This window comes from Caballeronia sp. LZ029 (genome assembly GCF_031451275.1).
Lineage (GTDB): Bacteria > Pseudomonadota > Gammaproteobacteria > Burkholderiales > Burkholderiaceae > Caballeronia > Caballeronia jiangsuensis.
Genome location: NZ_JARUXO010000001.1, coordinates 29,753 through 54,485, shown reverse-complemented (window position 1 = coordinate 54,485; position 24,733 = coordinate 29,753). Strand labels below are relative to the sequence as shown.

Here is a 24,733-nt window from a genome sequence, read left to right as displayed (position 1 = left end):
AAGAAAAACCCGTGTGGCTCTGCGCGCACACGGGTTTGAATGAAGCGGGAGTGGGTCAAGCAAACACTCAAACGTCGATATTCCCCGCCCGCAACGCATTACTCTCGATAAACGCTCTGCGCGGTTCGACATCATCGCCCATGAGCGTCGTAAAGATGCCATCCGCCGCAATCGCGTCTTCGATCTGCACGCGCAACAGACGCCGCACGTTCGGATCCATCGTCGTTTCCCAGAGCTGCTCGGGGTTCATCTCGCCGAGCCCCTTATACCGCTGCTTGCTGACATTGCGTTCCGCGTCGGCGATCAGCCACTTCATCGCAGTCTTGAAATCCGTCACGGCCATCGACCGTTCGCCGCGCTTGATCAACGCGCCTTCGCCGATCAAGCCCTTGAACGTGTCCGCCGTCGAGACGAGCTGCTTGTAGTCCGCCGTCAACTGAAGGTCTTCATCGAGCACGGTGACCTTCACGTTGCCATGATGACGCCGCTTGACGTGTAGCGAGCGCAACTCGCGCACTTGATCGTAAGCCGCCTCGACGGTCACTTCCGGCTTCAACGGATCGGCGCGCAACCGCGCTTCCAGACGCTTCGCCGATGCATCGGCCGCCTCCTGCGACGAAAGATCGATGACGATGCCATCCATCACCGATTCGAGCGCGGCCGCGTCATAAATGCGGCTCAAACGATCGACAACCGCCTGCGCGAGCAGATACGCGCGCGCGAGCTCACCCAGGGCATCGCCCGAAATGGGATCGGCGCCCTCGTTCGGAATCAGTTCGGACCCTTGCAGCGCCAGCTTCAGCATATGCTGATTGAGCTCGTGCGCGTCCTTCATATACCGCTCGTCCTTGCCCGCCTTGATCTTGTAAAGCGGCGGCTGCGCGATATAGATGAACCCGCGCTCGACGATCTCCGGCATCTGCCGATAGAAGAACGTCAGCAGCAGCGTGCGGATGTGCGCGCCATCGACGTCAGCATCGGTCATGATGATGATGCGGTGATAGCGCAGCTTGTCGAGGTTGTAATCATCCTTGCCGATACCGCAGCCGAGCGCCGTCACCAGCGTGACGATCTGCTCGGACGAAATCAGCTTGTCGAAGCGCGCCTTCTCGACGTTCAGCACCTTCCCGCGCAACGGCAAAATGGCCTGGAACTTGCGATCGCGCCCTTGCTTGGCCGATCCGCCCGCCGAGTCGCCCTCGACGATATAAATCTCGGACTTCGCCGGATCCTTCTCCTGGCAATCCGCGAGCTTGCCCGGCAAGCCGACGCCATCGAGAACGCCCTTTCGACGCGTCATTTCACGCGCCTTGCGCGCCGCATCGCGAGCACGCGCCGCATCGACGATCTTGCCCGTGATGATCTTCGCGTCGCTCGGCGTCTCCTGCAGATAATCTTCGAGCGCCTTCGCCACGACTTCCTCGACCGGCGCGCGCACTTCCGACGACACCAGCTTGTCCTTCGTCTGCGAACTGAACTTGGGCTCCGGCACCTTCACCGACAGCACGCACGACAGACCCTCGCGCATATCGTCGCCGGTGGTTTCGACCTTGGCCTTCTTCGCGATCTCGTTATCGACGATGTACTTGTTGATGACACGCGTCATCGCCGCGCGCAGGCCCGTCAAGTGCGTGCCGCCATCGCGCTGCGGAATGTTGTTCGTGAAGCACAGCACGCTTTCGTTGAAGCTGTCGTTCCACTGCATCGCCACTTCGACGGTCACGTTCTCGCGCTCGCCAACCGCATGGAACACGGTCGGATGCAGCACCTGCTTCGCCTTGTTGATGTACTCGACGAAGCCCTTCACGCCGCCCGCGAACGCGAAATCGTCTTCCTTGCCGGTGCGCTGATCCGTCAAACGGATACGCACGCCGTTGTTCAGGAACGAGAGTTCGCGCATGCGCTTCGCGAGAATGTCGTAGTGAAACTCGACATTGCCGAAGATGGTGGCGTCGGCGAGGAAATGCACTTCGGTGCCGCGATTCTCCGTATCGCCGACGACGGGCATCGGCGAATACTGCACGCCATTCTCTTCGATGATCTCGCGGTTCTGCACGACGCCGCGCGCGAATTCCATGAAGTGCTTCTTGCCGTCGCGGCGCACCGTGAGGCGCAGCCACGCCGACAGCGCGTTCACGCACGACACGCCCACGCCGTGCAGGCCGCCCGACACCTTGTAGCTGTTCTGGTCGAACTTGCCGCCCGCGTGCAGCTCGGTCATCACGATTTCGGCGGCGCTGCGCTTCGGATCGTGCTTGTCGTCGCGCTTCAGGCCGGTCGGCACGCCGCGGCCGTTGTCGGTCACGGAAATCGAGTTGTCGGCGTGAATCGTGACGTGGATGTCGTCGCAATAGCCGGCGAGCGCTTCGTCGATGGAGTTGTCCAGCACTTCGAAAACGAGGTGATGCAAACCGGTGCCATCCGACGTATCGCCGATGTACATGCCCGGCCGCTTGCGCACCGCCTCCAGACCTTCGAGGATCTGAATGGACGATGCGCCATAGCTATTGTCAGGCTTGTTGTCGGGCTGCGAATTTGTGTTTTCAGTCATGGAATTTTCCGGTTCTGCGTCACTGCCTGGGTTGCTGCTCGAACTTTTCAAATCACCTTAAAAACGCCAAAGGGGCGCGCCGCCCCTTGGAGTGTTCTCGGTATTGCGTGCGTCAGATGCGCATCGGCATCACCACGTACTTGAATTCCTCGTTCTCGGGAATCGTGATGAGCGCGCTGGAATTGGCATCGCCGAGGCTCACCTTGAGCGTGTCGACCTTCAGATTCGCGAGCACATCGAGCAGATACGTGACGTTGAATCCGATATCGACGGTGTCGCCCTGATATGCGATCTCCAGCTCTTCCTGCGCCTCTTCCTGGTCGGCGTTGGTCGACATTATCTTCAACTGGCCCGGTTCGACCAGGCAACGCACGCCCTTGAATTTGTCCGAAGTCAGGATGGCCGCGCGCTGCAGCGAACGCTGCAATTCTTCACGGCCGATTTCGAACGTGTTCTTGTGCGACTTCGGAATCACGCGCTGGAAGTCGGGGAACTTGCCCTCGACGAGCTTCGACACGAGTTCCACCTGGCCGAAGCTGAACTTCACCTGCGTCGCCGCGATGTCGATGTTCAGGGAATCGTCGATGTCTTCGAGCAGGCGCTGGAGTTCGAGAATCGTCTTGCGCGGGATGATCACTTCCTGGCGCGGAAACGAGCCTTCGATCTTCATCGACGAAAACGCGAGACGGTGTCCGTCGGTCGCGACCGCCATCAGTTCGTCGCCGTCCACCACGAGCAGCATGCCGTTCAGGTAGTAGCGGATGTCCTGCTGGGCCATCGCGAAATAGACCATGCCGAGCAACTGGCGGAATGTCTTTTGCGGAACCGAAAGGCTCGCGCCGAAGTCAGTAGCCTGGTTGACGGTGGGAAATTCGTCGGCGGCGAGCGTCTGCAGCGCGAAACGGCTTTTGCCGGAACGCACCGTGAGGCGCTTGTCGGAGAGATCCAGCACCACTTCGCCCGAGGGCATCGCGCGCAGAATGTCGAGCAGTTTGCGCGCGGCGACCGTGGTGGCAACCTGGTCGCTGCCGACGCCGAAATCGGCGCGGGTCGTGATCTGGAGTTCGAGGTCGGTCGAGAGGAACGACACATCGGCGCCGTTCTTGGTAATCAGCAAATTCGCGAGGATCGGCAACGTATGGCGGCGTTCTACGATGCCGCTCACGGTTTGCAGCGGCCTTAGAAGATTATCTCGTTCGGTCTTGACCAGTTGCATAGAGTTCCTTCGTTGATGTGACGGCCTGTCCGCCGGTTTCGCCACCAGATTTGCCCAGCGGACAACCTCGTAACACGCGTTGCCGGCCCCCCGCCGGTCACTCGCGAAAACTGCGCTCGAAAGCCGCCCAGGCCACGGACGGCTAAACCTATATTGTGCCTCAAAACGGAACCGCCCCCTAAAATTGGGGGCGATTTCACCAAAAAACAGGCTCTCGAACGCAATAAATGACGCGTGCGTCCGTCGTACAGCGTGTGTTGGCTCGTCAGCCCTTCAGCGTTTGTTCGAGCACGTGCAGTTCGTGGTTCAACTGCGCATCGGTGCCGCGCTCGGCGCCGATCTTGCGCACCGCGTGCAGCACGGTCGTGTGATCGCGCCCGCCAAACAGTTCGCCGATCTCGGGCAGGCTCTTCTGCGTCAGCTCCTTCGCCAGATACATCGCGATCTGGCGCGGGCGCGCAATGTTGGCCGGCCGCTTTTTCGAGTACATGTCGGCGACCTTGATGTTGTAGAAATCGGCGACGGTCTTCTGGATGTTCTCCACCGAGATCTGCCGGTTCTGCACCGTCAACAGGTCTTTGAGCGCTTCCTTGGTCAGCTCGATCGTGATGTCGCGGCCATGGAACTTCGAGTACGCCAGGATCTTGCGCAGCGCGCCTTCGAGTTCACGCACGTTCGAACGCAGATGCTTCGCGACGAAGAACGCGACGTCCTCCGAGAGGCTCACGCCTTCGGACTGCGCCTTCCTCATCAGAATCGCGACGCGCATTTCCAGCTCGGGCGGCTCGATGGCGACCGTCAGGCCGGAGTCGAAGCGCGAGATCAGGCGATCGTCGATGCCGGAGATTTCCTTCGGATAGGTATCGCTCGTGATGATGACCTGCGCCTTGTTGGCGACGAGCGCCTCGAACGCGTAGAAGAACTCTTCCTGTGTGCGCGACTTGCCCGAGAAGAATTGAATATCGTCGATGAGCAGCAGATCGAGCGAGTGGTAGTAGCGCTTGAAGTCGTCGAACGCCTTGCGCTGGTACGCCTTCACGACATCCGATACATACTGTTCCGCGTGGATGTAGCGGATTCGCGCGCCCGCCTTGTCCATCAGCAACTGATTGCCGATGGCATGAATCAGGTGCGTTTTGCCGAGGCCCACGCCGCCATACAGGAAGAGCGGGTTGTACGAGATGCCCGGATTGTCGGCGACCTGAATGGCGGCCGCGCGCGCGAGCTGGTTCGCCTTACCGGTGACGAAGTTGTCGAACGTGAGCACCGGGTTCAGCTTGGAACGCTCGTAGGCGGAATCGGTTTCACCACCCGCCGACGGAGCGCCGCCGGGGCGCCACGTGCGTCGGCCAGCGGCGGCTTCGTTGGCGTCGAGGCTCGGGAGATCGAGATCGGCCTGGTCTTCCTGCGTCGCTTGCGCCTGCTGCGCCGCTTCGGCTGCGAGCGCGTTGATGTGCGCGGTGGCGTTCGCGTGCGCGACGACGGAAGGCGCCTGCGGCACGGCCGCCGACGGCGCCGGAGCGCGCGGCGCGGCGGGCGCGCTCGCGGTCGGGCGCGGCGCTGCGCTCAGGCCGCCGCCGATCGCGTTGCGCGCGGTCGCTTTGGGATCGAGCACGAATTGAACATCGATAGGCGCGCTGAAAAAATCGCGCGCAACATCGGCGATACGGCCCGAAAACTGGCTCTTCACCCAGTCGAGCTTGAAGCGGTTGGGAGCGGCGATGCGCAGGGTGTTCGCGTCGGCATCGAAGTCGACCGGGGTCAGCGGCTTGATCCACGTGACGTACTGCTGCGGCGTGAGTTCACGCGCAAGCAGTGCGGAACAGTGTTCCCAGAAATCGTTCATCGAGTGCGGTCGTTATGGTTGCTCCGCACCTGCAGGCCGTGCTTGCCGAACGTTCGGACAAGTCCCGGCACAGCCGAGCAGGCATGCTCCGGAGGCTTACGCCGCAAGGGTTTGCGGGCGGATGGCGGGCCGAAGCAGCGGGCGGATATTTGGGAGTAAGGCGAGATTCTAACGCCAAAAGAGGGTGACGCGCGAGTTATCCACAGGGTCAAATCAGCACGTCCAACAGGCCGGAAATCTGCCGGAATGCGCGCTCGCTTGCGCTAACCTATTGACGGTCAATAGGAAAACGGTTTAAATAGCGGGTTCCGCGAAAACAGAATTCCTGAACCTCCGGCCATCGCGCTTGCAGTGACCACACTGGAGCCAAGCCCGCGCGGTCAATTAACTCAAGTGAGAGCACCATGAAACGTACTTACCAACCTTCCGTGACGCGCCGCAAGCGCACCCATGGCTTCCGCGTTCGCATGAAGACCGCTGGCGGCCGCAAGGTCATCAACGCTCGCCGCGCGAAGGGCCGCAAGCGCCTGGCTATCTAAGTCTGCCGAGTGCACGCTCGCGTTTGGATCTTGCACTCGACGGCGAGCCGCTTACGCGCCGCAGAGAAGTCTTGAGACAGGACATCGTTCAGTTGCCGGCGCAGGCCACGTTCCCCAAGGCCGCAAGGCTGCTGAAAACGGATGAGTTCTCATCCGTTTTTCGTTTGCGCCCCTGGCGGCGTTCGCCGCACTTCGTTCTGTACGGCAAGCCGTCCGGGAAGGAAGCGCGGCTCGGGCTGGTGATCGGCAAGAAGCAGGCGCCGCGCGCCGTCACGCGCAATCTGATCAAACGGCTTGCGCGCGACATGTTCCGGCTGCGGCGCGCGCAGTTGAACGGGTTCGATATCCTCGTGCGGCTGCACGCGAAGATCGACCGCAAGGCGATGCCGAGCGCGAGTTCTCCGCCGCTTCGGGCGCTCGTCGGCAGCGAGCTGGAAACATTGTTCGACCGTGCCGTGCGCGAAGCCGCGCGCCGCAGGGCCGAAACCGTGGCGGTGCTGCCCGAGGCGCCCGCCGTCGACGAATCACCCGGCCCGTCAGGGTCATGAAGCGCGGTTGCGCCAGACGTTTGCCTTTCACGGCGTGTCTGGCGTGCGGCGCGAAGACTATGCAAACGGCACTCATCGCGTTGTTGCGCTTCTACAAGGTTGCTGTGAGCCCGCTGCTCGGCAACCGGTGCCGTTTTTATCCTTCCTGTTCCGACTACGCGCGCGAAGCAATCCAGTATCATGGCGCCGCGCATGGCACGTATCTCGCCGTAAAGCGGCTGTGCCGCTGCCATCCCCTTTCGGCGGGCGGCGTCGATCTCGTGCCGCCTCCCCGCGGACACGTCGGCACTGACGACGCGTCCGAATCGCGCCCGGACTCGGGGCAAGACAAGCTTTCAACACTAAACGGCGCTGAAGCGCTTTCCGATCGACACTGAGACAACGCATGGATATCAAACGCACCGTCCTATGGGTCATCTTCTTCGTGTCAGTTGTCCTGTTGTTTGACAACTGGCAACGGGACCATGGGCGCCCGTCGATGTTCTTCCCGAGCGCGACGCAACCGGCCAAGACCGCCAGCAACCCGGCACCGGGCTCGGCCGCATCCGGCGCGCAGCCGTCGGAGCTTCCGAACACGCCCGCAGGCACGGCCGCGCCCGGTACGACGACGCCCCCCGCCACGGCGCAAGCCCAGGTAGTGAAGTTCACGACGGACGTCTACTCCGGTGAAATCGACACGCGCGGCGGCACGCTCTCGAAGCTCGCGCTGATGAAGGAAGGTGACGGCAAACAGCCGGATCTCTACATCACGCTCTTCGATCACACCGCGAACCACACGTACCTCGCGCGCACGGGCCTCCTGGGCGGCGACTTCCCGAACCACAACGACATCTTCACGCCGGTTCCCGGCCAGACGTCGCTGACGGGCGACGAGAAAACGCTGAAGATCGCGTTCGAATCGCCGGTGAAGGGTGGCGTGAAGGTCATCAAGACCTACACGTTCACGCGCGGCAGCTATGTGATCAACGTCGACACGAAGATCGAGAACGTCGGCACGGCGCCGGTTTCGCCGAAGCTCTACATGGAGCTCGTGCGCGACAACACGCCTGTCGAGACGCCGCGTTTCTCGCATACGTTCATCGGGCCGGCGGTCTACACGGATCAGAAGCACTTCCAGAAGATCGACTTCTCCGACATCGACAAGAACAAGGCAACGTTCGAACCTTCGTCGGATAACGGCTGGGTCGCGATGGTCCAGCACTACTTCGCGTCCGCGTGGATTCCGCAGCAAGGCGTGAAGCGCGACATCTACGTGCAGAAGATCGATCCGGACCTGTATCGCGTCGGCATGACGCTGCCCGCGCAGACGATCGCGCCGGGACAGTCCGCGAACGTCGATGCGCGTCTTTTCGCCGGTCCGGAAGAAGAGCGCATGCTCGAAGGCATCGCGCCGGGTCTGGAGCTCGTGAAGGACTACGGCATGGTGACGATCATCGCCAAGCCGCTCTTCTGGCTGCTCGAGAAGATTCACAGCTACGTCGGCAACTGGGGCTGGGCGATCGTGCTCCTGACGCTGCTCATCAAGGCCGTGTTCTTCCCGCTGTCGGCGGCGAGCTACAAGTCGATGGCGCGCATGAAGGAAATCACGCCGCGCATGCAGCAGCTTCGCGAGCGCTTCAAGAGCGATCCGCAGAAGATGAACGCCGCGCTGATGGAGCTTTACAAGACGGAGAAGGTGAATCCGTTCGGCGGCTGTCTGCCGGTGGTCGTGCAGATTCCGGTGTTCATCTCGCTGTACTGGGTGCTGCTGTCGTCGGTGGAAATGCGCGGCGCGCCGTGGATTCTCTGGATTCACGATCTGTCGCAGCAAGACCCGTACTTCATCCTGCCGGTGCTGATGGCCGTCTCGATGTTCGTGCAGACCAAGCTGAACCCGACGCCGCCGGATCCCGTTCAGGCAAAGATGATGATGTTCATGCCGATCGCGTTTTCGGTCATGTTCTTCTTCTTCCCGGCCGGTCTCGTGCTGTACTACGTGGTGAACAACGTGCTGTCGATCGCGCAGCAGTACTACATCACGCGCATGATGGGCAAGAACAGGAAGAAGCCGGCGTAAGCGGCTGCTTCGGTCACCCAGATGTGAAAACGCCCGGCTCGCCGGGCGTTTTGTTTTTGTGGGAGAGGATTTACCGCTTCATCGAACCATAGAACTGATCGATGAGTTCTTCGAGCAAGTACCGATGATGCGGCGACAGCGCCTCGATCTTCGTCGCCAACTCGAGCGTCTCCTCGGACGCGGGATATCGCTCGTCGCGCGCGAGGGGCTTCGGCGTCACTTGCGGGTTGCCGCTTGGCGGCGGCCCGTAGTGCAGCCAGTGCTGATCGACCTTGAACCATTCGGCGAGCGTCTCCAGCTTGTCGACGGTTGGAATCGAGCGGCCGGTGAGCCACTTGTGCGCCGTCTGCGGTGAAACCGACTCGCCTTGATAGCGCAGGTTGAAATGCAGTGCGAGGTCAGTCGCGCCGCGCATCCTTTCGGGTGCACGGGTCATCGAGAATTTGAGCCGCTCGGAGAAATCGGCCTTTTCTTGTGGTGTGGGCATGGGCTGGATTGTGCGAGGCAATCGCTGCTTACCAGTCAACCAGTTGCGCTACATTTGTCGCGGCTCCGCACATTTTTATCTTAAATACGCACTCGATTTGATTGCCGTTTGGCAGCGTATTTCCGACGCGATGCGAGTTACCGCGCGCCTCGGCGATTCCATCGGTGCACAATTTCCATTTTAAGTTCAGTGTAATTTTTTATCTCAAAAAAGCTAACACTCGCGCTATCGCAGCGCGAGCGCGAGGCGGCCCGCTTGGCACCCCGCGATACAATGCCCGCACTCCGAAACCATCCGACTGCACCGCCGACATGCTGAGCAACGACACCGATCCGATCGTCGCAATCGCCACCGCGCCCGGGCGTGGCGGAATCGGCGTCGTGCGTCTGTCGTTCGGCCGTGGGGCCGAAGCCGCGGCGCAAAAAGCGATGCACGCGTTGTGCGGTCAGGCTCTGGCGCCGCGTCACGCGAGCTATGTGCCGTTCATCGACGGTAACGGCGAAGCACTCGATCGCGGCATTGCGCTCTATTTCCCCGCGCCGCATTCGTACACGGGCGAGCACGTGCTGGAGTTGCAAGGCCACGGCGGTCCGATCGTGCTGCAACTGGTGCTGCAACGCGCGATCGAAGCTGGGCGCGACTTCGGCCTGCGACTCGCCGAGCCCGGCGAATTCACGCGGCGCGCATTTCTCAACGACAAGCTCGATCTGGCGCAGGCAGAAGCCGTCGCCGATCTGATCGAAGCCAGCACGGAGGCCGCCGCGCGCTCGGCCGGCCGTTCGCTGGATGGCGCGTTCTCGCGTGAGATTCATGCGCTCGTAGAAGACGTGATCACTTTGCGCATGCTCGTCGAAGCGACCCTAGATTTTCCGGAGGAAGAGATCGACTTCCTGGAAGCTGCCGATGCTCGCGGCAAACTCGCGCGGATCCGGCAGCGGCTGGATACCGTGCTCGCCGATGCGCGTCAGGGCGCGCTTCTACGCGAAGGCTTGTCGGTCGTGCTCGCGGGGCAGCCGAACGTGGGCAAGTCGTCGCTGCTCAATGCGCTCGCGGGCGCGGAGCTCGCGATCGTCACGCCGATCGCCGGCACCACGCGCGACAAGGTTGCGCAGACGATTCAGGTCGAAGGCATCCCGCTGCACATCATCGATACGGCCGGTCTGCGCGAAACGCAGGACGAGGTGGAGCGAATCGGCATCGAGCGCACGTGGGGAGAAATCGAGCGCGCCGATGTCGTGCTGCATCTGCTGGACGCGCGCGAGGGCACGACACCGGAGGACCAAGCCATCGCGGCGCGCTTTCCGGCGGGCGTACCTGTCGTGCGGGTGATGAACAAGACGGATCTCGCGGGCACGCCGCCCTCGGCCCATGACGATGAAGGTCACACGCGCGAGGTCAACTTATCGGCGAAAACCGGCGACGGCATTTCGCTGCTGCGCGATGTGCTGCTGAAAATCGCTGGCTGGCAGGCGGGCGCGGAAAGCGTGTATCTCGCGCGCGAACGTCACCTGATCGCATTGCGCGAGACCCGCGAGCACCTCGCACTCGCCGCCGAACATGCCGAACAGCATTCGCAGGTGCTCGATCTGTTCGCGGAAGAGCTGCGGCTCGCGCAGGACGATCTCAATTCGATTACGGGGGAATTCACGTCCGACGACCTTTTGGGCGTGATCTTCAGCCGCTTCTGCATCGGAAAATAACGTGTCGCCAAGGGATGCCCGAGGACGACAGGCCGAAACCCTGAAACTCCCGCCCGCATTAGCGCTCAGTGCAAACTTTGCCAAGGAATAGCAATTGACGCCCACGGCCCATTAGTACACAGTTCAGTACACAAGACGCCTGTGTACTTTTCCCTGTGTACTAATGCCATGCCGAAACTCGCCAATCCGCTCAACGACACACGCATCAAGGCTCTGAAACCGAAGGGCAATCGTTACAGCGTCGCGGACGGCGGCGGCTTGGTGCTTGAAGTGATGGCGTCAGGATCGAAGTTTTGGCGCTACCGTTATTCCCTGCACGGCAAGCAACAGCCAGTCGTCACCATCGGCGAATATCCCGCGACGAGCCTGTTGGCGGCTCGGGAGCGTGCGCGACGCTATGCCGAAATAGTGGCCGGGGGAGTTTCCCCCGTCGCGGACGCGAAAAAGGATCGTGGTTCGGTCAAGACGCTGAACACGGTTCGAGAGTTCGGCGCCTACTGGACCGAGCAGCAGATGAGCAGCAAGTCCGCCGAATACCAACGCAACACGAGCCGCGCGCTGGACAAGGACGTTTATCCCGCAATCGGAAACAAGGCGCTCGCCGACGTCACGCCGGGCGATGTACTGGCGATCTGCGACCGCATCAAGAAGCGAGGCGCGCCGAAGATGGCGCTGCATACCCGGAACGTCATCAAGCGACTGTTTGAGTACGCCATTGCCCGACAATTGACGACGATCAATCCGGCTTCTGCAATTGTGGCGCGATTCATTTCGACACAAGACAGCCGCGCGCGCGTTCTCTCGCCGGACGAGATAGGCCGAGTGCTCCGCGCTGTGTACGCCTCAAGCATCCGCCGGCCGCTGAAGCTCGCAATTCATCTCCTCGTGCTGACGATGGTGCGAAAGTCCGAGCTCATCGAGGCGCGGTGGACGGAATTCGATCTGGACGCGGGAATATGGCGCATTCCCGCTCATCGGATGAAGAAGGATCGAGAGCACTGGGTGTACCTTGCGCCGCAAGCCGTCGCCATGCTGCGCGAGCTGCACGAGAACCGCACCAGCCAAGACTATGTTTTCCCCACGGTGCGTGGCACGGATCGACCGATAGCCAAGTCCACACTCAACCAAGCCATCCGCGCTCTGGACATGGAAGTACAGCACTTCGTTCTCCACGATTTCCGCCGAACCGCCAGCACACACCTTCACGAAATGGGGCAGTCATCGGACGCGATCGAGAAGGCACTCGCGCACACGATCAAGGGAATCAAGGGCGTGTACAACCGCGCCGAATACGCTGCGGAACGCCAGCGCATCCTGCAACTATGGGCCGAGTTCGTCGATGCGCAAATCGATGAAGGCCGGAAGGTTGTAATCGGCAACTTCGGATCTGTAGCCTGACCGGTAGCTGTACAGACAAACAGCACCAGACCTACAATCGTTCGCAATTGTTGCCTCATAACGACAACGAGCAGCACGCCGCGCCTTCATCGGCCAATCGAGCCCTTATCCGGCTGGCGCGGTTCTCTATAGGAGCCGAGGGACGCGAAGATGGACAAAATCACTGATGCCGAAAGGTGGAAACTACTGCTGCCGCTCGCGCTGGCCGATGTAAAGAAAAACGGAATGGACGGCCCGATGATGCCCGCCGTTCGAGCGAAGACGATTGAACTATTAGAAAAGTTGTACGGCGATCTGGATGATGAACTGCGATCCCGGGCGGCCGACTTCGCGTACAAAGCTTTTAGGGAAGTGACGCGAGACTGCAATCGCCTTTCCGCTCTCGACAAAGCTCTAACAGCTCACTCACCATCGGGATTGGAACTCATAGCCTTTCACTTGTTCGCATCGGTATGGGAAGAAGCGTATGTAAAGGCGTTCTTTCGGGCTAACGCGGCAGTAGACGCGACTATCGCAGCGCGAGATCGTGCGAAGGCCCGCCACGCAAAAAGCCCGGAGGCCGCCGCAAAACTCGCGGTTCATGAGAGTTGGAAAAGATGGCAGGCCCACCCTTCCCTGTATCGCAGCAAATCCGCATTTGCCTTATCGATGCTCGACACCAACGACACATTACGCAGCCAGCAGACCATCGAACGATGGTGCCGCCTGTGGGAGCGCGCTGAAAAGTAAGGCGTCTCATGCGCCGTAGCATCCGGACGCAGCAGCGAACAGTACAGATCGTTCGGCGCACGCTGCTTTTGTCACGCTGAATCGCTCACTACGCTGACGGCCATTGCAACCAACGCCCACGGAGGGCAGCAATGGCAACCACCACCAACACGACAAGCGGCGCGCTATCCATCGATACAGCGCGCGCCGCCCGCGCCCGCACTCCCGCCACCCCGAGCAACGAAACGATGCCAGCGACCGGCCTTGGCCGATGGCGCACGTTCGGCCGCTTCGTCGGCGTCAGCCGCGAGAAGTGGCGGCTGCTCGTTCTCGAAGGAAAAGCCCCGCAACCAATCCGAATGGGCATTCGCTGCTCCCTGTATGAGTACGCCGAGATTCATCAATGGCTGTCTGACCCGCTCAACTACCGCGCCCCTGCGCCGAGCTCGACGGGAGCCGCCTGATGCACGCCGCCGCCACCGCCGCGCCCCTGCTCGACCTGCGCCGCTCCGACCACGAGCGATTGCGCGTCACCCTTTCTGAGTTTCGCGGCCGAACGCTGGTCGATCTGCGCTTCTGGTACTTGACGGACGCCGGCGAATGGAAGCCGGGCCGCTCCGGCGTCTCGCTGCGCGCGAGTCAGGTGGGCGAAGTTGTCCAAGCGCTCACGCTGGCGGCGCGCTCGGTCGATCCGAAGGAGGGGAATTGATGAGCGCGAGCAACCTTTTTCGGCATGGCGCATGTGCAAACTTGCTTTCAATTTCTTTTCATGCATGTACAGACGGCTTACGACATATCTTCTCCAGAATGTCCCTACATGAAGTGAAGTACATGACGTTCATGAAGTACATCGATGGAGCGCGCAAACGCCCCGCCGTGGACGCTGCGCTGTTGCACGAACACTGCGCGACGTTAACTGTTTTCCCCGAGTGCATAGAGAATGTGGTGCAAAATGTCGCATTCACGGACACCGCATTGACGGTCGGAGCAGCTCGCCGCTATTCTGAATCCGCGCCTGAGACAACAGGCCACGGGTTTAGCAGCTCGGAAAATGAGAGGCGGACTGCCGCCGCTGTGCGGCTTTTTCATGTCCGTTCGCCTTCGCGCGCCTTCTTCCATGGGCGGGCCTTGGCGGGGAGCCTTCGGGCTGCCGGTTGCCTCCATTTCCGGTCTGCTAACCCCGCTTCGTGCCCGCCCACCCCATTTAGCAGTGGACGGCGGGCCTTCAATCAAAATGGAGGCCGCACTATGCGCCATATCCCCGCTCGCCCCGAGCAAACGCAGTCCCCCATCCAGCTCGAAATCATTCGCCGCGCCCTGCGCGACGCCGCGACGGCCCCTACCGTAGTCGACGCGCTCGACATTACCGGCGACGCGCTGCGCCAGCTCGCGGAGTTCGCCCGCGCGGAGGTGGCGCATGGATAACACACTGCTCCAGATCGACATCGCGCCGGAACAGCTCAAGGCGGCGCGCGCAGCGCTCCAGCGCGCACATCTGCATTTCAGCCGCATTGAATCCGCCCTGGTCGGAAATAACCCCTGCATCGTTCTGGCGCTCGCCCATGCCGTGCTCGGCGCGCGCGCGGCCGACGAAGCACGCACGGCGGCGGAGGTGCTTCATGGTTAAGCGCCTGCAACTCGATCCGGTCGAAATCATCCTTGCGCGCCTGCGAACGCTGGCCGTGCTGCTGTCGGCGGAGGAAGTCGCCGCCGCATTTTCCCGCCTCGACGTGACGGAACAAGTAACGATGTTCGGTCTGTTCGAAAGCCTCGCCGCGGATCTCGCCACGGCGGTGGCTCGCGACGCGGAGGTGCCGGCATGAAAGCGACCCACAAGGCAATCCCGGCCGCGCTCGCATTCGAAGCGAGCGAGGCAGAACCCGCATTGAGACAGCGTGTGCCCGCTGGCGCGCTTTCGCATATGCGCGCCCTTAAGGACTCCTCAATGGGAGGCGCACATGCTTGAACACGCTCTCCTCTTTGCGGACTGGCTCTACGATCACAAACGGCGCGACGTGGCAATCGTCTTTTCGGCGGCATGGCCCTACCGGTTCGCTGCCGTGCTCGATACGCAGCTCGCGACGGCTGAAACGCTGAACGAGCGCGCGCCGGAGCTCATTCCCCTGTTGGCGGAGATCTGCGAGCGCCAGCGCGACCGGCTGCGCGGCTTCGACTACTCGATGGCTTATGAGCCGTGGGAGCCGATGACGTTTGACCCCCATATGAACCTGGCCGCGCTGCGCTTCGATCCGCGTGCGACGGACGCGGAGCAGATCAATCGCGACGGCCCTTCCATCGTGTTCGCGCTCACGCGAGAACTCGAACTCGCGCGGGAGTGCCGCAATGCCTGACCACAGCGAAAGGACCAGCACGGTGCTGGACGAGCCCAAGCAGACGGGATCGCACACGACCAACGAAGTGTTGCGCGACAAGGCGCTGCTTCGAATCGAGGAAGCAGCGAACGGCGCGCACGCGCTGGCCGCGGTCGCGGCGCTTCAGCTCAGCGGCGTGGAGCTCGACACGGCGGAATTCTGCGTGCTCGTTTCCGATGCGGTAGAGCTGCTGAACAGGCGCCTGCACGCAGTCCACTTGTTGATTGGTGGCGGCGGGTTGCCGTCCACGCTGACGGAGGCGCAGTGAGCCACACCCATAACATTGAAACAGAATTCGCCGGCGCGCTCGCGGCGGCGGGCTTTCCGCCGGCCGAGATCATCGCGGACGGCGAGTTGCATCGCATCGACGGTCCGGAGGACAAGCGAGGCAAGAAAAGCGGCTGGTACGTGTTGCACGCGGATGGCATCGGCGGCGGCGCGTTCGGCTGCTACAAGACGAACATTCGGCGAAAGTGGCGCGGCAGCGCGCCCGCCGCTATGACGCACAGTGAACGCGATCTGTGGCGCGAGCGGATCAAACGGCGGCGCGAGTTGGCCGATGCGGAGCGCGCCCGCGTGCGCGCGGAGGCCGCGAAGGAGTCGCGCGAGCTGTGGGACCATGCACGCGCGGCGACGGTCGATAACCCCTACTGCAAGCACAAGGGCATCAAGCCGTTCGGTCTGAAGGAGTTCCACGACAGGCGCACGTTGATCGTGCCAATCAGCAACAGCGCCAGCGAGCTGATGAACGTCCAGTTCATCGACAAGGACGGCACGAAACGATTCAAGACAGGCGCAGAGGTGGCGGGCTGCTCGTTCCAGTTCGGCGGCGAGCCGAGCGCGACGGGCGCGCTGCTGATCGGCGAAGGATTCGCAACGTGCGCCAGCGCGTTCATGGCCACGCGCGCACCCGCCGTCTGCGCGTTCAATGCGGGGAACCTGCTGGCCGTGGCACGCGCCTGGCGGGCGAAGCTGCCCGGTGCGCGCATCGTGCTGCTGGCCGACGACGACCACCAGACGGACGGAAATCCGGGGCTGACGAAGGCGAGGGAGGCCGCGCAAGCGGTCGGCGGCGTGGTGGCGGTGCCTGAGTTCGGCGAGAGCCGCCCGGACGGCGCGACGGACTTCAACGACCTGCACACGCTCGCCGGATTGGAGGCGGTGCGCCTCATCATCGAGCGCGCCGCCAACGGCAGGCCGATGCAGGCGAACGCGGAGCCGCCGAGCGACACGCCGACGCCGATCGATGCCGAGCGGCCCGCCGCCACGATGCTCAGAATTGTTCAGGCTGCGATCGCGCGCACGGCGGGCGGCGACGCGGGCGCGCTGTTCGAGGTGGTCGGCACGCTGCGCGATCTGCGCGCCGATCATCCCGCCGAGTATGCGCGCGTGCGCGCCCGCATCCGCCGCGAATGCCGCGACGTGCCTATCGGCGAGCTCGAACGCCAGATGCGCAGCGACGTGAATACGACCGATGAAAAGTCGGTTGCGGATCTGCTGATCGAGCTGGCGGACGAACGCTGCGAGCTGTTCCGCGATCCCGACCGCATGGCGTACGCGCTGCTCGACGGCGGCGGACATCGCCAGTGTTGGCCGGTGCGCAGCGACGGATTTCGCGAATGGCTCGCGTACAGCTTCTATCAGCAGCACGGCCGCGCGCCGACCGATCTCGCGATCACCACGGCACTGGCCACCATCGAGGGCAAGGCGAAGTTCGACGGCGACGAGCGGCGCACGCATCTGCGCGTGGCGAGTCTGGAGGGCGCGGTCTGGATCGACCTATGCAACGAGGCGTGGCAAGCCGTGGAAGTCACCGCGACGGGCTGGCGAGTGGTGGACGCGCCGCCGCTGCACTTCATCCGCACGGCGACCATGCGCGCGCTGCCGTCGCCGGTCGCGGGCGGTAACGTCGCGCCGCTGTGGGAAATCGTGAACATCCCGGACAGCGATCGGCTCCTGGTGCTGACGTGGATGCTCGAGTGTTTCCGCAGCGCGACGCCCTACGCGGTGCTTGAGCTGACCGGCGAGCAAGGCTCGGCGAAGTCCACTACGCAGCACTACCTGCGCGAGTTGATCGACCCGAACCGCTCGAACAATCGGGCCGCGCCGAAGAACGTCGATGATGTTTTCGTGGCCGCGCAGAACGCGCACCTGATGAGCTTCGAAAACCTGTCGCACCTGCCCGCGGCGTATCAGGATGCGCTCTGCGTGCTGGCGACGGGCGGCGGCTACTCCACGCGCCGCCTGTTCACGAACACGGATGAAACCGTGCTCGACCTGAAAAAGCCCATCGCGCTGAACGGCATTGCCGTCATCGTGACGGCGCAAGATCTGTCCGATCGCGCGCTGCACATCGACTTGCCGACCATTGAGGCGCGCGCAACCGCGAACCAGATTCAGCAGGCATTCGAGCTGCACCGCGGCGCGATCTTCGGCGGGCTGCTCGATCTGCTGACGCGGGCGCTTGCAGAGCTTCAGACCGTGCGCACGGAGCCGCTGAAGCTGCCGCGCATGGCCGACTTCGCGCAGCTCGGCGAAGCGGTCTATCGCGCGCACGGCAGGCCCGCCGGCGCGTTCCTGCTCGACTACGAGGAACGTCGGCGCGAGAGCGTTCACCGCACGCTGGAGGCGTCGCCCGTCGCAATGGCGATGCTGGCTTATCTCGACGCGAACCCCGGCGGGTTTGAAGGCACGATCGGCCGTCTGCACGAAGTGCTGGCGGGCTTCCGACAAGATGCGGAATCGTGGCCGAAGTCAGCCAAGGGCATGGGCGACGCCTTTCGGCGACTCGCGCCCGCACTGCGCCAGATCGGCGTCGCGGCATGGGCGAGCGAGCGGCGCGGAATGCACGGCTACGCCTGCACGCTCCGCAGGGTCAGCCAAGCCAGCACGCATTCGGCGAATTCCGCTGCTGAAGGTCAGCTTGATTCGCAGCGTTCGGCGAGTTCGATCACGCGCGCGCATGTACTTGATGAACTTCATGAACATGACCTCACGCAGCAACACTCCGGAGAAGGTACATCGAAAGGCTTTTGTAACGATCATCGAGGCTCATCCGATGTACTTGATGAACATGATGAACATCACCTCATGCGGCAACATCGCCGAGAAGATATATCGAAAGAAAATCGTAATGTTCGTCGCATAGATCAGCCGGAGATCGACTTATGAGCGTCGCGCAAATTCTGAGCAAGGCGCGGGCGCTCGGTGTTCGTCTGCGCATTAAGGGCGATCTGATCAACATGCGCGGTCCCGCTGAAGCACTCGCGGCGATCAAGCCGGAGATCGCCGAGTACAAGCCCGAGATCATGGCGATCCTGAGGGCGGCGGGCGGCGCGCTGATCGACCCGGACGGCAGCGCGTATTTGCCGTGGGGACCGTATTTATCGTCGGCTGATGTGGTGCGGATGCGCGCCGAGTTGGCGGAGGCAATCGAAGACTTGGCGGATTTGGAAGACTGGGCCGCGACCTACCGCGATGAAATCCTGTCGCGGGCGATGCGCGGTCCGCTGTGCGATCTGCTGCCCAATCTGGCGCACTTCCGCGAGCGCGTGAGCGACCACAACGCCGAGAGCGAAGCGCGGTTCCTGCTGCGTCGGCGCGCATGGCGCGCCGGCGACGATCTGACGAATCGAGGGTATCCGATCGAGGGCGGCACGGGTAAGCCTGCTCGCGGCGGGAGGGCGGGCCGATGATGCGCTTCGTCCCTTCGCAAGACAGAGCCGCCGCCCTGCTCGCTTTCGCCGCCACAGGCACGGCGGCGTGCCTGTCGATCGTCGCGGGGTGGCAGCGTGGCGGCTGGCCGGCCGAGCGGGCGCTGTGGATCGTGCTCGGCGTGGTGCTGGTGGTATCTGCCCATCTGCTGCCCGCACTCTCCCGCGGCTCGCGCTGGCCGCTGCGCTGCGTGGGCGGCGCGCTGTGGATCGGCTGCACGCTCGCGACATGCAATGGGCACGCCACGTTCTTTCTGATGGCGCAGCAGCACGCGGGCGCGTTACGCGCGGCGACGTTACCCGACACACCGCCAGTCACGCCCACCGCCACGGCTGGCCGCTCGCTGACTCGCGTGACCGCCGAGCGCGCCGCCGTGGTCGCGCAGCTCGTCACGGTGAAAACGCTCGCCCGTCAACGCGTGCTGTCAGCGCGACTCGATGCGCTCGACGCCGAGGCTGGGGAAGTCAGGCGAGAACAGGCCGCAATCGATCGCGCGAGGACGCTGGAGGACCGCACGCACGCCGAACGCGACACGGCGCGCAACGACCCCGCCACGGCCCGGATTGCCGCGCTGCTGGCCGTGCCGGTCGCTCGCGTGGATCTGCTGTCGGGGCTGCTGTTCGCGGCGGTACTGGAGGGCGTCGCCTGCTTCTGCTGGCTGCTAGCGATCCGGCCGCGCGAGACGGCGGCGGCGCGTGACTCGATACCCGAGGCCGTGACTCAACCCGTTACCGCGCCAGTCATGCCGAGACAGACGAACGTTACGGCGGACGCCGCTGCCGAGTTTTCGGACGGCGACACGCGCGCGCGTGCGGAGCCAGTCGCGGAGGCAGTCGACGACGCCGCGCGCGTGCGAATCGCGATATCGGACGGACGGCTGCGCGGCACGGTCGCAGAAATCCGCCGCTTCCTTGGATGCTCGCAAGCAAGAGCCTCCGAGCTGAGGCGGCAACTTGCCAACAGGGAGGAAATCGATGGCACTCGCGAAACGCGCGCTATCTGTGAAGTTTGACCTTGCGTCGAAAGCGTTCCCCTCGGGGAGCAAAACCCTCACGCTCAAGAACCATCGCGTGCAAGCGCAGATCGCTACGGAAATGTATGGGCCGCTGGCGGTGTACACGATGGTTCTGCGCATCTTCGGGATGCGCATGGAGGACATGGACACGCTGTCCACCTGGAACACCGAGAACGTGATGATCGGTGAGAACGAGGTGACGTTGAGCGCGGCCAGTATCGAAAGCAATCCGCGCGCGACAGGCGGAAACGACTTCGCGCACATGGTGTTCATGGGCGTCATCTACTCGGCTATCGTCGAAATATCGGACGCGGCCGAAGCGTCGTTCGTGGTAACGGCACAGGGTGGCCTATACGATCGGCTGGCGCCGATCGCGCCAAATTCGTATCCGGGCACGCAAGACGTAGCGAGCATCATCAAGGGGCTGGCGCAGCAGGCCGGCTACGCATTCCGCGACCACGGCGTTACGGCAAAGATCAATGGCCAGTATCTGAACGGCCCTGCCCTCGAACAGATACAGACGATCGCCGGCGCCACGCAGACCTTGGTATTTGTCGATAACGGCGGCGTCATCCACATTTGGCCGAACGGTCAGACGCCTGACTTTCCGGAGCTCGAACTCTCCGCGGAATCAGGGCTAGTCGGTTATCCGAAGTTCACCGAGTTCGGCGTGGCGGTCAAAGCCGAATTCGATCCTGCATACCTGTTTGCGCAGACCGTCAAGCTGACTTCGATCATCCCCCGCGCCAGTGGCGTATGGCAGATCGGCGGCCTGACACACGACGTTGCAACCGAAACGGCAGACGGCCCGTGGTTCACCAATCTGAACCTGATGCTCGTCGGGTTCAATGTCCTCAAAAAGTTTTGATTTTCGACAAACGACTCTCGGCGGATCAGAGCCGTCGATAAGGAAAACGAATGCCCACCATCATCGATAGTTTGATCGTCACATTGGGCCTTGACCCAAGCGACTATAAGCGCGGTGCCGACGAAGCCAACAGCACAGGCGAAAAACTCGCCAAGACACAAGCGACCGCCGCTAAAGCGGGCGCGGATGCGACAAAAAGGGCATCCGCGCAGCAGGTTGCGAGCATGGCAAAGACCCAGGAGTCGGCGAAGAAACTCGGCGAGTCCTTCTCGAAAGTTCGTCTCGAACTCATGGGCATGACGGCCGGAATGCTCGGCGCGACGGGACTCGGCGCTTTCGTCAGCAAGACGATCGGCGGCTTGGAACAACTCGGCTACACGGCCCGCAATCTCGGCTTGCCCGTGCGCGAGCTCGACGCGTGGCACCTCGCCGTGCGCAAGCTCGGCGGCGCTGACGCGGATTTCGACAAGTTCGCTGCGCGCGTCGCGCGGTTCAAAGCGGATTGGGAGCAAGGCCGGGCCGATATGCAGGACCGCCAATTCGCGGGCACGCTGACGAACATGTTTGGCGTGGATGCGGCCGACCTTAAGGCAGGGAATGTTCTCAAGATCATGCGGCAGATTGCACAGTCTCAGGCCAAGGTGAGCGCGACGGATTCACACACCAATCTCAGCCGGTGGCTTGGTCTGGATGACAGCATGATCCGCCTGCTTCAGCAGGGCTCGACCGGCGTGCAACAGCTCTATGACGACGAGTACGCGCTATCGAAAGCCACCGAAGAGAACACGCAGAAAGCCGCGGAGGCGGCTCAAGTGTGGCGACAGTTCGAAAACACCCTGAGCGAAATCGGCACCACGATTGCCACCGATCTGACGCCGGCCCTGAAGGAAGTGAATACGCTGCTGGACGGCTTCAGCAAGTGGATTGCAGCCAATCCCGGCGCGGCCGGCAAGATCGGCATAGGCGGCGCGGTGGCTGTTTCGGCGGGCGGCGCGGCTGCCACCGGGGCGGCGATACGCGCGCTGACGGGCGGCGCCGCGGCTGCGGGCGGTGGCCGTGCGGCGCCGATAGTAGCGGCCGCCGCGGGCGGATTTACGCTTGGCAGTGTCATCCGCCCGTACTACGACAAGTACGTCCGTAAAGTGACGGGCGGCGATCGGTGGTCGCTGCGCGACTACTTCACAGGCACCCATCGCAACGCCCTGAAAGCGACGAGCGGATACACGCAGGACGAGCTCGACAGCGTGAAGGCGGGCGGCGGCGCGAAGCTATCGGCGGATGCGCAACGCCGACTCACGGCCGCGAATGACATCAAGGAATCCGCGAAGTCTCAACGCGCCGCCAGTAAGGCAATCGAGGATTCGACCAAGAAGCAGCAGCAAGCGACGGTCGACCTCGTTTGTACGTTGAAAGACCTGGGCGAGTTCTTCAACAGCAAAGTGAGCGCGCCGGACGCGGGCGGCGGCTCAGTGGCGAACGGCGACCAGAAGGGAGCGGTCGACTTCTTCATGAGCAAGGGCTGGACGAAAGAGCAGGCGGTGGGCATCGTGGCCAATCTGCACGTTGAGAGCGGCCTGGATCCGAAAGCGAGAGGCGATTCCGGTTTGGCGTATGGCGTCGCGCAATGGCACCCCGACCGACAGGCAGAATTCAAACGCCAGTTCGGCAAGGACATTCACGGATCGTCGCTCGCGGAGCAGCTCGCCTTTGTTGATTACGAGCTGCGCCACGGTTCCCCATTAGAGCGGCGCGCTGGTCGGGAACTGATGAACACGCGCGAGGAAGGAGAAGCAGCGGCCACGGTATCCCATCGGTATGAGCGGCCCGCCAAGGACGAGCGGGCAAAACGCGCGGCCGTCGCCCGTCAGATCATGGCGGGACTCAGAACGGGGGTTCCCTCGCCCGCCGGCGGCTCCGGTCAGTCCGCCAGCCGTTCGGCGAATGGTCCGTCAATGGCGCCGATGCTCGCGGCAGCGAATCGAGCTAACTACGGTGCCCCAGTTATCAACAATCAGTCCGAGACGCATATCGGCCAGATCACCGTGATAACCGACGACGCGCGAAACGGGAGGAAGGTGGCAGCCGACATCAAAGACGGGATACGCGAGCGAAGCGCTCAACTGGGATCGCTTCAGAGCATGGGTTAAGCGCATTTCGCCTGCCAACGCGAAGAATGGTTGTGCGGGCGAAATAGGTAACGAGTCCACGAGCAATAATCGCCGGCGCCGGAGCATCCCGCGCCGGCTTTTTTTTGGGAGTCCCTTGCAATGAAAGCTGTACGTGTTGCCGCGTCGCTGCTCGCCAGCGTCTTTCTGTTCGCTGGCCATGCCGGCCGAGCCGAAAGTGCGACCATGCCCGAGGGTAAGCAAATGCTGCTCGCTGGGAAGATCGTGAGAACGAATGACGGCAAATTTTCGTCCGGGCCTTATGCGCGAATCGATCTGATGAAGCCGGAGCTGTCGCCTTGCGATGGCAAGCGCGTGTCCGTGATGCATGTCACGCGGGAGATTGGCGACGACGATGGGCTGCTGGCCGAATATGCGGGGCAGCAAGTGGCGATTGTCGGCCAGATACTCTGCACAACGGCGCACATCATGTTCAGGGTGCGCCCAGGTTCGCCGGTTGTCCCGATCTGGTGAAAGTGGCCGTGTTTCCACGCGGCTGTTTCCAGTGTTGTTTCCACGGAAACCGGGGTTTTTACCGTCTATAAAAAGGGCGGGGGCGCGGAATATTTGAGCGCTGCCGGTCGCACTTTCCACCACAGGTTACCAGTGCGGTTACCACGGGAAACCGAGGTTGACAGCTGCAATGAAAACGACGAATACAGCGCGCATTTCTCCGGGCTGAAACGGCCCGCCGGACACGGCTCGGAGCCGCGTTCGGTGGACCATAAATCCGCGCCGGCGCGGTCTTTCCGGCTGATGATTTCGTATTCTGTGGAGGCGCAATGCGCGGTGGATTGAGGGCGAATGCGGGCAGGCCGCGAACGAAGCCGCAGACGTCGCAGCTCCGATCGATCGATGTGCGGCGGCTGCAACGGGAAAACATGCTGAGCGCGGGCCGCTCCTATGGCTGGCAGTGGAAGGACGAGGACGGCAACCCGGCGTCAAGCATCGACGTGCGCACGCATGAGCGCGCCGTCACGCTCGAATACGTGATCAACGGCGATGGCGTCGAGCAGCGCATCGCCCTGCTGGAGACGCCCTGCACCTACGGCGGCAGGCGGGCATGGTTCGAATGTCCGTGCTGTCGGCAGCGCGTAGCGCTGCTGTACCTGTCGCGGCAAGTCGCCTGCCGTCGCTGCTTTCGGCTTGCCTATCCGAGCCAATCCGAGGATCGTCTCGACCGCATGTGGCGCAAGCAAGGCAAGATCGAAACGCGCCTGGCTTCCGGCAAGCGCATGACGAGCGCGACGCGTGCCCGGCTGGAGGATGAGCGAATCCGCGTGGAGCGCGCACGCAATGATGCGTTCATCGCGATGGCGCGCCGCCTGCTCGGCGAGCGCTTATAGGCTGCGGTACGCACTCAGGTACGCACACAAGTACGCACACAAGTACGCACGGAAACCGGGGTGTTGGCACGCCCGCGCCCACAGTTCAGAAAGGTTCCGCGGGCGATGTGGATAACTCGCCGCCGCGCGATTGCTCATAAACAATGCAAACCCGCCCCACCCGCTGCGCCCTATGCGGCGGGCGTCTCCCGTAAAGCGGAGAAA

The 24,733-nt window shown here is 62.7% G+C and carries 25 protein-coding genes; 21 read left to right on the top strand and 4 right to left on the bottom strand.

Annotated elements, in window-relative coordinates; genetic code table 11:
• Positions 1–67: 67 nt before the first annotated feature.
• From gyrB to dnaA, 3 genes are all read right to left on the bottom strand, one after another.
• Positions 68–2,551, bottom strand: coding sequence for a DNA topoisomerase (ATP-hydrolyzing) subunit B (gyrB, locus tag QCE73_RS00290; RefSeq protein ID WP_035508738.1), 2,484 nt, complete (start codon positions 2,549–2,551; stop codon positions 68–70).
• A gap of 112 nt (positions 2,552–2,663) precedes the next feature.
• Positions 2,664–3,767: a DNA polymerase III subunit beta gene (dnaN, locus tag QCE73_RS00285; protein WP_035508739.1), complete on the bottom strand. Its 1,104-nt coding sequence runs from the start codon at positions 3,765–3,767 to the stop codon at positions 2,664–2,666.
• Between the two features lie 265 nt (positions 3,768–4,032).
• Positions 4,033–5,613 carry a chromosomal replication initiator protein DnaA gene (gene dnaA / locus QCE73_RS00280; protein ID WP_309879365.1) on the bottom strand — a complete coding sequence of 527 codons (1,581 nt, stop codon included), beginning with the start codon at positions 5,611–5,613 and terminating at the stop codon, positions 4,033–4,035.
• 404 nt (positions 5,614–6,017) lie between these two features.
• Here dnaA and rpmH point away from each other — a divergent pair, with 404 nt between their 5' ends.
• From rpmH to yidC, 4 genes are all read left to right on the top strand, one after another.
• The gene (rpmH, locus tag QCE73_RS00275) at positions 6,018–6,152 is read left to right on the top strand and encodes a 50S ribosomal protein L34 (RefSeq protein ID WP_004198824.1); all 135 of its coding nucleotides are present in this window, start codon (positions 6,018–6,020) and stop codon (positions 6,150–6,152) included.
• 71 nt (positions 6,153–6,223) lie between these two features.
• Complete coding sequence (gene rnpA, locus QCE73_RS00270; RefSeq protein WP_309879364.1) at positions 6,224–6,700, top strand: ribonuclease P protein component; 477 nt, start codon at positions 6,224–6,226, stop codon at positions 6,698–6,700.
• 59 nt (positions 6,701–6,759) lie between these two features.
• On the top strand, positions 6,760–7,077 hold the full coding sequence (yidD, locus tag QCE73_RS00265; protein WP_309879363.1) for a membrane protein insertion efficiency factor YidD: 318 nt from the start codon (positions 6,760–6,762) through the stop codon (positions 7,075–7,077).
• Positions 7,078–7,085: 8 nt separating this feature from the next.
• Positions 7,086–8,756, top strand: a complete 1,671-nt coding sequence (gene yidC / locus QCE73_RS00260) for a membrane protein insertase YidC (protein ID WP_309879362.1) — start codon at positions 7,086–7,088, stop codon at positions 8,754–8,756.
• Positions 8,757–8,826: 70 nt separating this feature from the next.
• On the opposite strand, the gene QCE73_RS00255 is transcribed toward yidC, so the two are convergent.
• On the bottom strand, positions 8,827–9,243 hold the full coding sequence (locus tag QCE73_RS00255) for a transcriptional regulator (RefSeq protein ID WP_035508747.1): 417 nt from the start codon (positions 9,241–9,243) through the stop codon (positions 8,827–8,829).
• A 311-nt stretch (positions 9,244–9,554) separates the two neighbouring features.
• Between QCE73_RS00255 and mnmE the strand changes: the two genes are divergently transcribed.
• The 17 genes from mnmE (at position 9,555) to QCE73_RS00170 (ending at position 24,529) form a co-directional block, all read left to right on the top strand.
• Positions 9,555–10,943 carry a tRNA uridine-5-carboxymethylaminomethyl(34) synthesis GTPase MnmE gene (gene mnmE, locus QCE73_RS00250; protein ID WP_309879361.1) on the top strand — a complete coding sequence of 463 codons (1,389 nt, stop codon included), beginning with the start codon at positions 9,555–9,557 and terminating at the stop codon, positions 10,941–10,943.
• Positions 10,944–11,111: 168 nt separating this feature from the next.
• Complete coding sequence (locus tag QCE73_RS00245; RefSeq protein ID WP_309879360.1) at positions 11,112–12,341, top strand: tyrosine-type recombinase/integrase; 1,230 nt, start codon at positions 11,112–11,114, stop codon at positions 12,339–12,341.
• A gap of 150 nt (positions 12,342–12,491) precedes the next feature.
• The gene (locus QCE73_RS00240) at positions 12,492–13,070 is read left to right on the top strand and encodes a hypothetical protein (RefSeq protein ID WP_309879359.1); all 579 of its coding nucleotides are present in this window, start codon (positions 12,492–12,494) and stop codon (positions 13,068–13,070) included.
• 131 nt (positions 13,071–13,201) lie between these two features.
• Positions 13,202–13,513 (top strand): transcriptional regulator, encoded by a 312-nt coding sequence (locus tag QCE73_RS00235; RefSeq protein ID WP_309879358.1) that lies wholly within the window; start codon positions 13,202–13,204, stop codon positions 13,511–13,513.
• Positions 13,513–13,758, top strand: a complete 246-nt coding sequence (locus tag QCE73_RS00230; protein ID WP_309879357.1) for a transcriptional coactivator p15/PC4 family protein — start codon at positions 13,513–13,515, stop codon at positions 13,756–13,758. Before QCE73_RS00235 ends, QCE73_RS00230 begins: the two co-directional genes overlap by 1 nt.
• A 539-nt stretch (positions 13,759–14,297) precedes the next feature.
• Entirely contained in the window at positions 14,298–14,474 is a 177-nt protein-coding gene (locus tag QCE73_RS00225) for a hypothetical protein (protein WP_309879356.1), read from the top strand.
• Positions 14,467–14,676 (top strand): hypothetical protein, encoded by a 210-nt coding sequence (locus QCE73_RS00220; RefSeq protein ID WP_309879355.1) that lies wholly within the window; start codon positions 14,467–14,469, stop codon positions 14,674–14,676. Before QCE73_RS00225 ends, QCE73_RS00220 begins: the two co-directional genes overlap by 8 nt.
• On the top strand, positions 14,669–14,872 hold the full coding sequence (locus QCE73_RS00215; protein WP_309879354.1) for a hypothetical protein: 204 nt from the start codon (positions 14,669–14,671) through the stop codon (positions 14,870–14,872). Before QCE73_RS00220 ends, QCE73_RS00215 begins: the two co-directional genes overlap by 8 nt.
• A gap of 135 nt (positions 14,873–15,007) precedes the next feature.
• Entirely contained in the window at positions 15,008–15,400 is a 393-nt protein-coding gene (locus tag QCE73_RS00210; RefSeq protein ID WP_309879353.1) for a hypothetical protein, read from the top strand.
• Positions 15,393–15,689, top strand: coding sequence for a hypothetical protein (locus QCE73_RS00205; protein WP_309879352.1), 297 nt, complete (start codon positions 15,393–15,395; stop codon positions 15,687–15,689). The genes QCE73_RS00210 and QCE73_RS00205 overlap by 8 nt, the downstream gene beginning before the upstream one ends.
• Positions 15,686–18,592 carry a toprim domain-containing protein gene (locus tag QCE73_RS00200; RefSeq protein WP_309879350.1) on the top strand — a complete coding sequence of 969 codons (2,907 nt, stop codon included), beginning with the start codon at positions 15,686–15,688 and terminating at the stop codon, positions 18,590–18,592. Before QCE73_RS00205 ends, QCE73_RS00200 begins: the two co-directional genes overlap by 4 nt.
• Positions 18,589–19,116 (top strand): hypothetical protein, encoded by a 528-nt coding sequence (locus tag QCE73_RS00195; RefSeq protein WP_309879349.1) that lies wholly within the window; start codon positions 18,589–18,591, stop codon positions 19,114–19,116. Before QCE73_RS00200 ends, QCE73_RS00195 begins: the two co-directional genes overlap by 4 nt.
• Entirely contained in the window at positions 19,113–20,147 is a 1,035-nt protein-coding gene (locus tag QCE73_RS00190) for a hypothetical protein (RefSeq protein ID WP_309879348.1), read from the top strand. The genes QCE73_RS00195 and QCE73_RS00190 overlap by 4 nt, the downstream gene beginning before the upstream one ends.
• Entirely contained in the window at positions 20,110–21,018 is a 909-nt protein-coding gene (locus QCE73_RS00185) for a baseplate hub protein (protein ID WP_309879346.1), read from the top strand. Before QCE73_RS00190 ends, QCE73_RS00185 begins: the two co-directional genes overlap by 38 nt.
• Positions 21,019–21,068: 50 nt before the next feature.
• A complete protein-coding gene (locus QCE73_RS00180; protein WP_309879345.1) occupies positions 21,069–23,165 on the top strand; it encodes a phage tail tip lysozyme in 2,097 nt (698 codons plus the stop codon).
• A 120-nt stretch (positions 23,166–23,285) separates the two neighbouring features.
• A complete protein-coding gene (locus QCE73_RS00175; protein WP_309879344.1) occupies positions 23,286–23,657 on the top strand; it encodes a hypothetical protein in 372 nt (123 codons plus the stop codon).
• 407 nt (positions 23,658–24,064) lie between these two features.
• The gene (locus tag QCE73_RS00170; RefSeq protein ID WP_309879343.1) at positions 24,065–24,529 is read left to right on the top strand and encodes a hypothetical protein; all 465 of its coding nucleotides are present in this window, start codon (positions 24,065–24,067) and stop codon (positions 24,527–24,529) included.
• The last annotated feature ends 204 nt before the right edge of the window (positions 24,530–24,733 follow it).

What these genes read in the sequence shown, in the direction of transcription:
- gyrB (WP_035508738.1), bottom strand. Translation starts at nt 2,551, where the DNA reads ATGACTGAAAACACAAATTCGCAGCCCGACAACAAGCCTGACAATAGC.
- dnaN (WP_035508739.1), bottom strand. Translation starts at nt 3,767, where the DNA reads ATGCAACTGGTCAAGACCGAACGAGATAATCTTCTAAGGCCGCTGCAA.
- dnaA (WP_309879365.1), bottom strand. Translation starts at nt 5,613, where the DNA reads ATGAACGATTTCTGGGAACACTGTTCCGCACTGCTTGCGCGTGAACTC.
- rpmH (WP_004198824.1), top strand. Translation starts at nt 6,018, where the DNA reads ATGAAACGTACTTACCAACCTTCCGTGACGCGCCGCAAGCGCACCCAT.
- yidD (WP_309879363.1), top strand. Translation starts at nt 6,760, where the DNA reads ATGCAAACGGCACTCATCGCGTTGTTGCGCTTCTACAAGGTTGCTGTG.
- yidC (WP_309879362.1), top strand. Translation starts at nt 7,086, where the DNA reads ATGGATATCAAACGCACCGTCCTATGGGTCATCTTCTTCGTGTCAGTT.
- QCE73_RS00255 (WP_035508747.1), bottom strand. Translation starts at nt 9,243, where the DNA reads ATGCCCACACCACAAGAAAAGGCCGATTTCTCCGAGCGGCTCAAATTC.
- mnmE (WP_309879361.1), top strand. Translation starts at nt 9,555, where the DNA reads ATGCTGAGCAACGACACCGATCCGATCGTCGCAATCGCCACCGCGCCC.
- QCE73_RS00245 (WP_309879360.1), top strand. Translation starts at nt 11,112, where the DNA reads ATGCCGAAACTCGCCAATCCGCTCAACGACACACGCATCAAGGCTCTG.
- QCE73_RS00240 (WP_309879359.1), top strand. Translation starts at nt 12,492, where the DNA reads ATGGACAAAATCACTGATGCCGAAAGGTGGAAACTACTGCTGCCGCTC.
- QCE73_RS00235 (WP_309879358.1), top strand. Translation starts at nt 13,202, where the DNA reads ATGGCAACCACCACCAACACGACAAGCGGCGCGCTATCCATCGATACA.
- QCE73_RS00230 (WP_309879357.1), top strand. Translation starts at nt 13,513, where the DNA reads ATGCACGCCGCCGCCACCGCCGCGCCCCTGCTCGACCTGCGCCGCTCC.
- QCE73_RS00225 (WP_309879356.1), top strand. Translation starts at nt 14,298, where the DNA reads ATGCGCCATATCCCCGCTCGCCCCGAGCAAACGCAGTCCCCCATCCAG.
- QCE73_RS00220 (WP_309879355.1), top strand. Translation starts at nt 14,467, where the DNA reads ATGGATAACACACTGCTCCAGATCGACATCGCGCCGGAACAGCTCAAG.
- QCE73_RS00215 (WP_309879354.1), top strand. Translation starts at nt 14,669, where the DNA reads ATGGTTAAGCGCCTGCAACTCGATCCGGTCGAAATCATCCTTGCGCGC.
- QCE73_RS00210 (WP_309879353.1), top strand. Translation starts at nt 15,008, where the DNA reads ATGCTTGAACACGCTCTCCTCTTTGCGGACTGGCTCTACGATCACAAA.
- QCE73_RS00205 (WP_309879352.1), top strand. Translation starts at nt 15,393, where the DNA reads ATGCCTGACCACAGCGAAAGGACCAGCACGGTGCTGGACGAGCCCAAG.
- QCE73_RS00195 (WP_309879349.1), top strand. Translation starts at nt 18,589, where the DNA reads ATGAGCGTCGCGCAAATTCTGAGCAAGGCGCGGGCGCTCGGTGTTCGT.
- QCE73_RS00190 (WP_309879348.1), top strand. Translation starts at nt 19,113, where the DNA reads ATGATGCGCTTCGTCCCTTCGCAAGACAGAGCCGCCGCCCTGCTCGCT.
- QCE73_RS00185 (WP_309879346.1), top strand. Translation starts at nt 20,110, where the DNA reads ATGGCACTCGCGAAACGCGCGCTATCTGTGAAGTTTGACCTTGCGTCG.
- QCE73_RS00180 (WP_309879345.1), top strand. Translation starts at nt 21,069, where the DNA reads ATGCCCACCATCATCGATAGTTTGATCGTCACATTGGGCCTTGACCCA.
- QCE73_RS00175 (WP_309879344.1), top strand. Translation starts at nt 23,286, where the DNA reads ATGAAAGCTGTACGTGTTGCCGCGTCGCTGCTCGCCAGCGTCTTTCTG.
- QCE73_RS00170 (WP_309879343.1), top strand. Translation starts at nt 24,065, where the DNA reads ATGCTGAGCGCGGGCCGCTCCTATGGCTGGCAGTGGAAGGACGAGGAC.